Raw genomic sequence first — 11,154 nt, 5'->3', positions numbered from 1 at the left:
TTCTAACCTTGTGTTCCTACGAAAAATTTAACGGACTATTGATGTCAGATACCTTTTGGGCTGATGAAAACAAGTTGGATTGTTGGAGATGGATGTTTTGGGCAGGTGTCGTACCGGCTTTGGTATTACTGGTAGGTATGTGTTTTGTGCCTGAAACACCTCGGTGGCTGTTGAGTAAAGGACGGTTGAAAGAATGTAGGAAAGTGTTGCAGAAAATAGAACCGGAAAATACAGTAAATGATTTAATTGGACAAATGGAGGTGGAAATAGAGAAAGATAGGAATAGTGCGGTAGGATGGCGATATTTGATGCAGCCTTGGTTGAGAACTCCTCTAATGATTGCTGTTTGTATTATGTTTTTTCAACAGTTTGTAGGTATTAACACAGTTATTTATTATAGTCCGAAGATTTTCCTGATGGCAGGATTTGAAAGTACACTCTCTGCTATTTGGGCTTCTGTAGGTATTGGAATTGTAAATGTTGTATTTACAGTGATTTCTCTTTATTTAGTGGATAGAATCGGACGACGAAAGTTGTATTTTATTGGTCTGTCAGGAATTGCCTTTTCTGTTTTGTGCCTTAGTGCTTGTTTTATTTATGCTAATCAGTTGGGCGAAATCGGAAGGTGGTTAATGGTCATTTTTATGTTTGGATATGTTGCATTTTTTGCAATTAGTATTGGACCTTTGGGATGGTTGGTCATTTCCGAGATATTTCCGCAGAAAGTACGGGGATTGGGGACTTCGATAGGTTCATTGGCTGTATGGATATTTAATTGCATTGTCTCCTTTACTTTCTTTAAGATTATAGATTTTTTTTCTATACCAGGTACCGAAATTGTTGTTGGACAAACGACTTCTGAGAATCCGGCAGGTGCATTTTTTCTTTATGGATTTATTGCCGTGTTGGGTTTGGTATGGGGGTATTTATTCTTGCCGGAGACAAAAGGGTTATCATTGGAGGAGATTGAACAGAAATGGAGAAAAAATTAAAAGTAAAGTGATATAAATTCTTTAATTAATTTTAAAATGTAGTATTATGAAAATGACATTTTCTTGTAGAATTTGTGCTGTTGTCACTTTTGCTCTGATAAGTATTTTACAAAATTACTCGTTGGCTAGTGAATTTGTAATAGATGAGAAGAAAGAGCAATATCAGATTCAGATTGTGACAGGAGTAGTATTAGATGTTAATGGTGAACCTATAGTAGGTGCTAGTGTTGTAGAAAAAGGAACAGCCAATGGTGATATAACTGATCTTGATGGTAAGTTTACATTGAATGTAAAGACTGGAACTGTCTTAAAAGTTTCTTATGTTGGTTATCAGACATATGAAGTTAAAGCTGAGAAAACTATGAAGATTATTCTAAAAGAAGATAGTGAATTATTATCGGAAGTAGTGGTAGTTGGCTATGGAACTCAAAAGAAAACATCACTTACAGCAGCTGTTTCTTCTGTGGATGGTAAGATTATAAGCCAACAACCAGTAGCAGATGTTTCTAATACTTTAGGCGGTAGAATGGCGGGTGTGATATTTACACAAAAAAGTGGAGAACCTGGTTCAGATTTATCTGATATAATGATTCGTGGTGTAAGTACGACAGGAAATAGTGCCCCTTTGGTTATAGTTGATGGAATTCAGCGTGAATTATCTCGTCTTGATCCTAATAGTATTTCTTCTATTACTGTTTTAAAGGATGCGGCAGCGGTAGCTCCTTATGGTATGGCAGGAGCGAATGGGGTAATTTTAGTAACAACGAAACAAGGAAATTCTGGTGCTCCTCAATTCTCTTATAATGGGTATGTAGGGTGGCAAAATCCAACAGTTTTGACTGAATTTGCCGATTCTTATGAATATGCCTGTTTATTTAATCAGGCAAATGATAATCAGGGACAACCTCATCGTTTTTCAGATTATGATTTGGAAATGTATAAATCAGGGAAAGATCCGATAAATTATCCTAATCACAATGTATTAAAAGAATTGATTAAATCAAATTCACCGATAACAAGTCATAATGTTCAGTTGTCTGGTGGGAGTGAGAAATTTAACTATTATATAAGTTTAAATTATTTGTATCAGGGTGGTATGTGGGAAACAACTAATATGCATAAATATAGTTTAATGTCCAAAATACAGGCTCAGGCTACAAAAACAACTAAAATAGAATTGGCTGTTACTGGACGGATTGAACAGTATAATTATCCTGGAGTAGCTTCTGGCGGTGCAGGGAATATTTTTTCTCAAGCTTTTCGTACTCCTCCGATTGCTCCATTGGTTTACCCAGGTGGATTGGCTGGAGAATTTGAAGGCCGCACTGTATATGGTCAAATTTATCAAAGTGGATTTAATAAATATCGTAACTATGTTATGTATAACCAAATGGTTATAGAACAAGACTTGCCGTTTGTTAGAGGATTGAAACTGAAAGGAGTTATAGCATACGATTTGAAGCCTATTCATAAAAAGATTTGGAAAACTCCTATGCCTTATTACACTGTTGACATGTCAAGTGGTAGTCCTGAATATGTACAAGCAGGTAGTGACGGACCAGAAAAACCTACATATACTCAGAATTATTCTGAAAATCAAAGTCTCACCTTGCAAGGACAAATTCAATATAATAATACTTTTGGTAAACACGAAGTGGGAGGGCTAGTGGTCTTTGAGATGAGAAATACGCAAGGAGATTCCTTTGAGGCCTCTAGATTGAATTATAATGTTAATATACCAGAGTTGAATAATGGAAGTTCTGATCCCGCAGATATAAAAAATAGTGGTAATTCCTCTAAAACGAAACAGCGCTCTATCATATATCGTGTAAATTATGCATATGATGGTAAATATTTATTTGAAACTTCTGCTCGTTATGACGGTAGTTATTATTTTGCTCCAGATCATCGGTTTGGCTTTTTCCCATCTGCCTCAATAGGGTGGCGTATTTCAGAAGAAAACTTTTTGAAAGGGCGTTTTAATTGGCTGAGTAATTTGAAATTGAGAGCTTCGTATGGAGAATCTGGTGCTTTGGCGGCAGATCCGTTCCAGTATCTCAGCTCTTATAATCTGTATAGTAATTCTGCTGTTTTGAATGGTAAACCAACACAAGGTTTGTCTGAGTTATTAGAGCCTAATAAATATATAACTTGGGAGAAGGCTAGAAAGATGGATATAGGTTTTGATTTGGGACTACTTAATAATCAAATATCATTTTCGATAGATTATTTCTCTGAATATAGAAGTAATATGTTGGTAAAGCCTCAAGTTACTGTACCATTTGAGTATGGTATTGGGATAGCCCAGGAAAATAAAGGTAAAATGAAAAATAGAGGCATTGAATTTAGTTTAAATGCATCTAATCAATTTACAAAAGATTTTTCCGCAGGACTTCAAGTGAATTTTACTTATGCTAAAAATAAGATTGTTGAGATATTTGAGACTCCAGCTACTTATAATAATCCATATCGGAGGCAAACAGGTAGACCACTGGGACAAAAATTCGGTTATAAAGCTTTAGGGTACTTTCAACTTTCGGATGATTTGAATGGGAATGGTATTATTGATTCAGATGAGTATAATGTAAAACAGCCTTGGGGAACAGTGCATCCCGGTGACTTAAAGTATCAGGATACTAATAAAGACGGTTCAATTACTGAAGATGATATGGTGCCTATTGGACTTTCTAATATTCCACAAATTGTATATGGATTTTCTCCTAGTATTAGATATAAAGGATTTGATTTGCTTTTGTTGTTTCAGGGTGCTGCAAAACGAGATTTCTGGATTGGAGATGTTGGAGCATGGCCATTTACAAATAATTCATCTGTGCCAAAAACTGCATTGGATGTATGGACTCCTAATAATCCAAATGCTAGAAATCCTCGTGTGACAACAATTCCTGCTACAAATAATACTCAGTATTCATCTTGGTGGTTACATAATGGGAATTATCTAAGATTAAAGACGGGAGAGTTAGGATATACGATCCCCAAGTCTTTAGCCGATATGGTTGGGATCAAATCAGCAAGAATATATGTGTCTGGTCAGAATATTTTCACATGGAGTAAAATTAAAAATTTTGATCCGGAAATTAGTGATCAAAATGGTATCTATTATCCTCAACAAAAAGTAATTTCTATTGGTGTGGATATTAAATTTTAATACATTAAAATGAAATTAGTTATGAAAAAGTTGTATTATTTTGTAGTTGCTATTTGTACTGCTTTAACGGCTTGTGATGATAGTTTGCTTGATGTAATTCCTAGGGATCGTTTGTCAGATGGAAATATCTGGGCTGATGAAAGTTCTGCAGATTTATTTCTAAATGATATCTATGACAAATTACCAGATGGAAATAACTATCAAGATCCATTTGAAAATTTTAGTGACAATTCTATGAATGGTTTTTCATGGGCTCCTTCTAGAAGTTTGGAGAGAGAATCGTCTTATACTCCTTATGCTTATCCTGATGGAGGTATAACTTTAAATATTTATTGGGATACAAATTATTCTTTTATAAGAAAGTGTAATATATTCATTAAAGAGGTTTCAAAATCTAACTTGTCAGATAATTATAAAAAAGAAAGAATAGCTGAAGCACGCTTTCTACGCGCTTTTTTCTACCACATATTGTGGATGAATTATGGGGGGGTACCATTGATTACTGAACCTTTAGATCGTATAACTCAAGGAGATGAAATTTTTGTATCTAGATCTACTGTAGAGGAGACTGCAGATTTTTTAATTGATGAGCTGAGATTGGCCGCTGTTGACTTGTCAATAACAAAAGAGCCTGGACGAGTTTCAAAAGGAGCTGCATTAGCATTAAAAGGCTGGATTGAATTGTATTTTGCAAGTCCTTTGCATAATCCAGATAATGACTTAAGAAGGTGGGAACAAGCGGCAGCGACTAATCAAGAGATAATGGATTTAGCCGTGTATCATTTATATCCTGATTATGGTAAATTATTTTTACCTGAGGGAAACATTAATGAGGAAGGTATTTTCTACCGCCAATATTATCCAGGAGCTAAAGGGGGAAGGGAGTCTAGTTATATGTCAACTCCCTATACAGGAAATGGAGGACATACGAGTTGGGGAGCTGTCAATCCGACGCATAATTTAGTTGCAGATTATGCAATGAGTAATGGCAAAACAATTGATGAACCTGATTCTGGTTATGATGAACAAAATCCCTATCTGAATAGAGAGAAGAGATTTTATGAAACAATTGTGTATGATGGTTCTTATTGGTATAATACTACTATTTATACTCGTTTAGGAATGAATAGTTTGAATGAGTTGGACCTATCAGATGCTAGTGATGCCACTAATACAGGTTATAATTTGCGTAAGCGAATGAATCCAAATATTGCTTTAGGGGCAGCAAATTGGGATGGGGCAACAAGTAGCCAAAATTATTATTTATTTAGATATGCAGAAGTGCTTTTGAACTATGCAGAAGCTCGTAATGAGTCGGTTGGCCCAGATGTTTCTGTTTATGATGCAGTGAATGCTGTAAGAGAACGAAATCCTGAAGAGCCATATTTGCCTAAATTGAAGGAGGGATTAAGCAAAGATGAGATGAGGAAAGCTATACGCCGTGAACGTAGAGTAGAACTAGCATTTGAAGATAAACGCAGATTTGATCTTTTAAGATGGAAAATAGCTGAAGAAGTGTATAGTCAAGGGTTGCAAGCTATGAGAATAGAGGAAGTGAATGGAAGATTAAAATATACAGTAATACAAGCTCCTGATGGGAAGAGGAAATTTGAATCGAAAAATTATGTATTTCCAGTTCCACGTCAAGTATTGGACCAAAATCCCAAAATTCTTGAACAGAATGGTGGGCCGGATAATTGGGAAAATGGCCAAAATCCAGGATATGACAAATAATATTATTGTAGATGAAATCATATTTGATAAAAATATTAATCTATGTATTAGTGAACATGGGGAATAGTTGTTGTATATTGTTTGATATAGTTACTCAAAATCCTGGTTGGGATAAATGAAGTATATTATTGAAATCTTTCCAATATGTTGTAACTTTACAGCATATTGGAAAGATTGATAAACGAACATAATAAAATATATGAAGAAATCTATATTTCTCTTTTATTGTCTGCTTGCTTACTTGTGTTCTGCGACAACATTGTTTGCTCAACAGAATGACGTTTTGATACCAGGTGTCAAGAAAATAAAGGATGTAATAATATATAAGGATACCATGTTTTACTCCGCTTTTCCTTCAGCTGTAAGATTATCGAATGGAGAGATACTGGTATCGTTCAGAAGAGCTCCAGACCGTAAAGTCTTTAAGGAGAAGAAGAATAATCATTTGGACCCGAATAGTTATCTGGTAGTAGTGAGATCCAAAGATGGCGAACATTGGACCAAGGAACCGGAACTGCTTTATGCCCATCCGTTTGGAGGCTCACAAGATCCATGTTTGTTGAAGTTGAAAGATGGAACACTGCTATGTGCTAGTTATTTGTGGACATTTATTCGTCCGGATGGTTTAGCTGTTCTTAAGAAACTGTTCGTACAGAATACAGACGCTGTTTTTGCAGGAGGATATTTGCTCCGTTCTTATGATGATGGTAGAACTTGGAATGATTTGATTATACCTTGTAGCGTTCCGTCTGAAATAAATTATAGTGGATTGGGAGGTAAATTGCCGGCTTATAATCGTGGCGCTTTGTATGAAGGAAAAGATGGACGTATTTTTTGGGCAGTAGTAGCTTCTGATACAGAAGCTTTAAGAAATACGTCGGTCTATTTGCTTATATCCAAAGATAAAGGAAAAACATGGGAATACGGTACGAAAATTGCTAAAGATAAAAAGGTCTCGTTTAATGAGACTTCCATGTATGAAACGCCTAATGGGGATTTGATTGCTTTTATGCGTTCGGAAGCGTTTGGTGACCAAGCTTGTATTGCACGGTCCATAGATGGTGGGAAAACATTTGGTGAATGGAAAAGTATGGGGTTCAAAGGACATCCTCTCCAGGCAATGAGGCTGCCAGACAATAGAGTTTTGTTGACATATGGTTATCGTCATGAACCTTGTGGAGTTAGAGCCAGAATTCTTAATGCAGAATGTACAGATTTTGCCACGGCTCCTGAGATTATCATAAGAGATGATGCGGATAATGGAGATGTCGGATATACATGGGCTGTACAGCTGGATGAGAAGAGGGTATTGGTGGTATACTATATAAACTTTGACAGAGCCAAAGGTACTAGACATATACAAGGCTCTATTTTAGAGATTGAACCGCAAGGATAATTGTTAATACATAATATGATGAAGAGAAAACAAATTCCGGGCAATATGGATTCCAGCCCTCAAAAGATGTCTCGTCGTAAAGCATTGGCTACTATGGCAGGTGCCGTAGGATTGGCAGCATTACCTGGTGTAGGGCATGCATTGAATCCCATCAAGAAAGAACGGAGAGACATTCAAACCTCTGCTTTTACATCTATCCATACTATGCGTAACGCTGTATCTCGTCAGTTTACGACTTTTGACTTGAATACTAAGATTAAAGCCCATTTGGTTGGACCGGGTGAGAAATCCGTACTGGTAGATCACACTTCTCCTGGTGTAATTACCCGTATGTGGTTTACTATTAATGGTTGGTTTTGGGAAAATTGGGATTTAAGTAAGGAGCGGTGGCCTGATCCTACTATTTTGAAAATGCTGATTTTGCGTATTTATTGGGATGGTGAGGACTATCCTTCTGTAGAATGTCCGATTGGTGACTTCTTTGGTATAGGGCATTGTGAATATAAGCATTATATGTCCAAATATATAGGTATGTCCAGTGGAGGTTTCTATTGTTATTTTCCGATGCCATTTAAAAAGGTAAGGATAGAAGTGGAAAATCTTCATCACCGTTTGACTACAAGCGTTTTCTTAAATGCCAATTATGATCAATTGGAGAGTTTACCTGAGGGTATGGGACGATTCCATTGTTTATATAATGCTGGTACCAATCCTGGTTATGAACCATTAACCATATTGCAGACTAAAGGACATGGACATTTTATTGGCTGTTCCTTGTCCATGCAGAGTTGGCTTCCAAACTACTTGGGATATTTGGAAGCACCCGAGTTTATTTATATCGATACGGAAGACAAAAGTGTACCGACTATAGTTGGTTCTGGACTTGAAGATTATTTTAATGGTGGCTGGTATTTTAGGGAAGGTGAATTCTGTGGAGAGTTGCATGGAGTTCCTATAAAGGATCCGCTCCGTTCGATGGTGAGTATGTATCGTTATCATGAGCAAGATGCAATCTGTTTCAATGAAAGTTTTATTTTTGATTTTATAAATCCCCGTAAACCGGAGCAGACCCGGCCCTTTAAATTCTCTTCGGCGGCTTTCTGGTATCAAGACAAAGCTGTACCTCTGGCGTTCAAATTACCAGAGAAAGAAAAGTTGGTTGATTGGTATAGAATGCGTGATACAGACCATCAAGCTATACCATAAGATTGATATTTATATTTACTTTTTGAATTACTGAAATATGTTACTTGAAGATAGGATTTTGAAAAAATGGTTATTACCTTTTATATTGTCGGTTCTTATTGCCGTAGATTCCATGGCTCAATGCATTCCGGTGTACAAGGATTCTAGTATGTCTGTTGAACGACGGGTTACAGATTTATTGGGCAGAATGACATTACGAGAAAAAATAGCACAATTAAGTCATTTGCATGGTTATCAATTATACAATGGTCAAGAGGTGGATTACCAAAAATTAAGAGATGCAGCTGGTGATATTAGTTACGGCTGTATTGAGGGATTCAATCTTACTGGTGAAAATGTGCGGAAAGCATTTCATGCAATTCAGAAATATATGGTTGAAGAGACACGCTTGGGAATCCCAGTTTTTACAGTAACTGAGTCTTTACATGGCTCGGTACATGATGGTTCTACCATTTTTCCTCAATCTGTAGCCGTTGGTAGTACTTTTAATTTAGATTTGGCTTATCAGATGACTAAAGCAATTGCTACAGAATTAAGGTCCCAAGGGGTAATTCAGACTCTTTCACCAGGATTGGATGTTGTTCGGGATTTGCGATGGGGGCGTGTTGAGGAATCGTTTGGTGAAGATCCTTGGCTAGTGGGACAGATGGGGATTGCACAAGTGAAAGGTTATATTGACGGAGGAATATCTCCAATGTTGAAACCTTTTGGACCGGGAGGAGCTCCTTTGGGAGGGCTGAACTTGGCTTCAGTTGAGAGTGGAGAACGGGATATACGTAATATCCATATCAAGCCGTATGAGATGGCTGTTCGGAATACGGAAGTGAAGGCGGTGATGACCTCCTATAATTCTTGGAATGGCATCCCTAATTCTGCTTCTTCTTATTTACTGACGAATATTTTACGCAATGAATGGGGATTCAAAGGATATGTATATTCCGATTGGGGGGCAGTGGCTATGTTGAAGGATTTTCAGCATACAGCTAAGGATGATAGTGAAGCGGCTATCCAAGCCTTGACTGCGGGGGTGGACTTGGAAGCTTCCAGTAATTGCTATTGGGCTTTGGAGCAATTGATAGAGCAAGGCAGGTTTGATGAAAAATATGTGGATTTGGCTGTTGGACGTATCTTACGTGTTAAATTTGAATTAGGATTGTTCGAGAATCCATATCAGGGCGCTGACATGCCGGAAGTAGCCATGCGTACTAAAGAAGCGGTGGAGCTATCGCGCAGAGTGGCCGATGAATCGATTGTTTTATTGAAGAATGAAAATACTCTTTTACCCTTAAATTTGAATAAAATAAAATCATTAGCAGTGATTGGGCCGAATGCTAATCAAGTACAGTTCGGGGATTATACATGGAGCCGGAGTAATAAAGATGGGGTTACTCCACTTGAAGGCCTAAAGAAACGGGTTGGAAATAAGATAAAAATAAATTATGCGGCAGGATGTGATCTTATTACAGATAATAAATCCGGATTTGATGAAGCTGTAGCTGCTGTAAAAGCGAGTGACATGGCTGTTGTGTTTGTTGGTTCTTCTAGTGCTTCACTGGCACGTGACTATTCAGATGCTACATGTGGGGAGGGGTTTGACCTCTCTTCTCTGGATCTGACAGGTGTACAAGAAGAATTGGTGGAAGAAATCTATGCAATAGGAAAACCAGTTATAGTTGTATTGGTTACAGGTAAGCCTTTTTCTATTTCTTGGATAAAAGAACATATTCCAGCCATAGTTGTACAATGGTACGGTGGTGAGAAAGCTGGAGATGCAATAGCTGATATGTTATTGGGAAATATTAATCCTTCAGCCAAACTTCCATTCTCGTTTCCGCAGAGCGTAGGACATTTACCGGTTTTTTATAATCATTTGCCAACGGACAAAGGATTCTATCGTCGTCCTGGTAGACCAAATGAACCTGGACGTGATTATGTTTTTTCTTCACCAGCTCCGTTATGGTCTTTTGGGCATGGATTGAGTTATACTACATTTGAGTATTTGAATGCTCATTATTCTGCAGAGTTATTACATCCATCTGATACCTTGATTGTCAGTGTATCTTTGAAGAATACGGGTAGTGTAGCGGGAAAGGAGGTAGTACAGCTTTATGTTCGAGATGTGGTCAGTTCGGTTGTGACTCCAGTCAAGCAACTGAAGGCATTCTCAAAACCATTCTTACAACCAGGCGAAATGCAGACAGTTGTTTTGAAGCTACCAATACAAGAATTGGCCTTATATGATTTGAGCATGAAAAAAGTAGTAGAAGAAGGGGAGTATGAAATACAGATAGGAACAGCCTCAGATGATATCAGATTACGAAGGACAATCTTTGTTGGCAGACAGCCGGTGACTAGTAATAGTCTTGGTCATAACGACTTCTGCATGGATGAAATTGTGAAGAATCCAGGAAGAAAGATAAAGGTTGCTGGTTGTGTCAGAGATGTACAAGCAACCCCTATAAGTGGAATTGAAATCAAATCTAATTATTCTGGTAGAACGGTTATAAGTAAGGAAGGCGGAAGATATTCCATTCTGACTGTAGAAAACGATGTGCTAACGATTTCTGCCAAAGGATTCGAGACAGTAAATATCAAGGTGAATAAACAAAAGGATATAGATATAAAATTGAATTACAGTCATGATTAAACACGAAATCAGA

The 11,154-nt window shown here is 37.3% G+C and carries 6 protein-coding genes; all 6 read left to right on the top strand.

From position 1 onward, the window contains the following. A partial coding sequence (locus DW800_RS17070) for a sugar porter family MFS transporter (RefSeq protein WP_119958221.1) occupies positions 1 to 992 on the top strand: 992 nt, incomplete at its 5' end. 46 nt (positions 993 to 1,038) lie between these two features. Then, positions 1,039 to 4,158, top strand: a complete 3,120-nt coding sequence (locus DW800_RS17065) for a SusC/RagA family TonB-linked outer membrane protein (protein WP_119958220.1) — start codon at positions 1,039 to 1,041, stop codon at positions 4,156 to 4,158. A 21-nt stretch (positions 4,159 to 4,179) separates the two neighbouring features. Further along, positions 4,180 to 5,892 (top strand): RagB/SusD family nutrient uptake outer membrane protein, encoded by a 1,713-nt coding sequence (locus DW800_RS17060; RefSeq protein WP_165859904.1) that lies wholly within the window; start codon positions 4,180 to 4,182, stop codon positions 5,890 to 5,892. Positions 5,893 to 6,091: 199 nt separating this feature from the next. Beyond that, positions 6,092 to 7,288 (top strand): sialidase family protein, encoded by a 1,197-nt coding sequence (locus DW800_RS17055; RefSeq protein ID WP_119958218.1) that lies wholly within the window; start codon positions 6,092 to 6,094, stop codon positions 7,286 to 7,288. 15 nt (positions 7,289 to 7,303) lie between these two features. Further along, the gene (locus tag DW800_RS17050; RefSeq protein ID WP_005823641.1) at positions 7,304 to 8,494 is read left to right on the top strand and encodes a glycoside hydrolase family 172 protein; all 1,191 of its coding nucleotides are present in this window, start codon (positions 7,304 to 7,306) and stop codon (positions 8,492 to 8,494) included. Positions 8,495 to 8,531: 37 nt separating this feature from the next. Further along, positions 8,532 to 11,141 (top strand): glycoside hydrolase family 3 N-terminal domain-containing protein, encoded by a 2,610-nt coding sequence (locus DW800_RS17045; protein ID WP_117962671.1) that lies wholly within the window; start codon positions 8,532 to 8,534, stop codon positions 11,139 to 11,141. Positions 11,142 to 11,154 lie beyond the last annotated feature (13 nt).

It is taken from the genome of Bacteroides sp. AM32-11AC (assembly GCF_003603515.1).
In the GTDB taxonomy this organism is placed as follows: Bacteria; Bacteroidota; Bacteroidia; order Bacteroidales; family Bacteroidaceae; genus Bacteroides; species Bacteroides uniformis.
The sequence above is the reverse complement of the archived record's forward strand: the minus strand, read 5'-3'. Positions and strand labels throughout refer to the sequence as shown.